This window comes from Rhodococcus chondri, from assembly GCF_036327435.1.
GTDB classification, from domain to species: Bacteria; Actinomycetota; Actinomycetes; order Mycobacteriales; family Mycobacteriaceae; genus Rhodococcus; species Rhodococcus chondri.
Map to the genome: position 1 here is coordinate 1 of NZ_JAUZMZ010000342.1, position 1,855 is coordinate 1,855.

General features: G+C 67.9%; 1 protein-coding gene. It reads left to right on the forward strand.

All coding sequences use genetic code 11. The features are described from left to right. The coding region (locus Q8814_RS25950; RefSeq protein ID WP_330154802.1) for an acyl-CoA dehydrogenase family protein at window positions 1-1,752 on the forward strand (1,752 nt) is incomplete at its 5' end. Between the last annotated feature and the right edge of the window lie 103 nt (window positions 1,753-1,855).

A 1,855-nucleotide genomic window follows, 5' to 3' on the forward strand; every position in this document is an offset into this window, starting at 1 on the left:
CAGGTAGGCGATGTGTTCCTGCTCGCCGCCGAGGACGCGGGCGAGCTCGCATTTGTCGTTCTCGACCGTGCCCGCCTGGAGATCACCGACATTCCCGGCTACGACGTGGTCCGGCGCAGCGCCGAAATCACCGTGGACGGACTGGTTCTCGCCGATTCCGACGTGCTCACCCTGGACCGGCAACGCGTGCTCGACATCGCCGCGGCACTGTTCGCGGCCGAAGCGGCCGGTCTCGCCGACTGGGCCACCTCGACCGCCGCGGACTACGCCCGGGTTCGCCGGCAGTTCGGCCGGGTCATCGGTCAGTTCCAGGGCGTCAAGCACAAGGTCGCCCGGATGCTCTGCCTCACCGAGCAGGCCCGCGTGACCGCGTGGGACGCTGCTCGCGCCCTGGGCGAAGACATCTCCCCGGCCGAAGCCTCGCTCGCCGCGGCCGTGGCCGCGGCCGTGGCACCGGAAGCCGCATTCCAGGTCACCAAGGACTGCATCCAGGTGCTCGGCGGCATCGGCTACACCTGGGAGCACGACGCACATCTGTACCTGCGACGCGCACAGTCACTGCGGATCCTCCTGGGCTCCACCGCATCCTGGAAGCGACGTGTCGCGGCCCTCACCATCGACGGCACCCGCCGCGTGCTGGGGATCGACCTGCCGGCCGAGGCCGAGCAGATCCGCGCGGAAATCCGCGCCGAACTCGAGCCCGCCACCCACCTCGTCGGTGCCGAATGCACGACGTACCTCGCCGAGAAGGGCTACACGACACCGCATCTTCCGTCCCCCTGGGGCAAGAGCGCGGACGCTGTCACGCAGCTGGTGATCGCCGAGGAACTTCGCGCCGCGAATCTCGAGCCGCACGACATGATCATCGGCAACTGGGTGGTGCCCACCCTGCTCGCACACGGCAGCGAGGAGCAGGTGCAGCGCCTGGTTCCCGACTCGCTGCGGGGCGACATCGTGTGGTGCCAGCTGTTCTCGGAACCGGGTGCAGGCTCCGACCTGGCAGCGCTGTCCACCAAGGCCACCAAGGTCGAGGGCGGCTGGAAGCTGCAGGGCCAGAAGGTGTGGACATCGATGGCGCTCGACGCGCACTGGGGTATCTGCCTCGCGCGCACCGACGCCGACGTGCCCAAGCACAAGGGCCTGTCGTACTTCCTCATCGACATGAAGAACTCCGAGGGTCTCGACATCCGGCCGCTGCGCGAGATCACCGGCGAGGCACTGTTCAACGAGGTGTTCTTCGACGAGGTGTTCGTCCCCGACGAATGCTTGGTCGGCGAACCCGGCGACGGCTGGAAGCTGGCGCGAACCACCCTGGCCAACGAGCGGGTCTCGCTCTCGCACGACTCGTCGCTCGGGTCCGGCGGCGAGAACCTGCTGTCACTGGCCGAGACGATGCCCGGCGGTCCGGACGACGAACAGCTCACCGTGCTCGGCAAGGTGCTCTGCGACGCCCAGTCCGGCGGACTGATGGGGTTGCGCACCACGCTGCGTTCGCTGACCGGTGGCCAGCCGGGTGCCGAGTCGTCGGTCGCGAAGCTGCTCGGCGTCGAGCACATCCAGCAGGTGTGGGAGATCTCCATGGAGTGGGCCGGCCCGGCGGCGCTCGTGGGCGAGCAGGGGCGTAGGTCGGCGACGCAGATGTTCCTCAACTCCCAGTGCATGTCCATCGCCGGCGGTTCGACGAATGTCCAGTTGAACATCATCGGTGAGCGGATCCTCGGTCTGCCGCGCGATCCCGAACCCGGAAAGTGAGAGCGTGACATGAACCGTACATTTGTCGTCGGCGTCGGCATGTCCAAGTTCGTGAAGATCGAGAGCCGCGACTGGGAGTACCCGGACATGGTCGGCGAGGCGG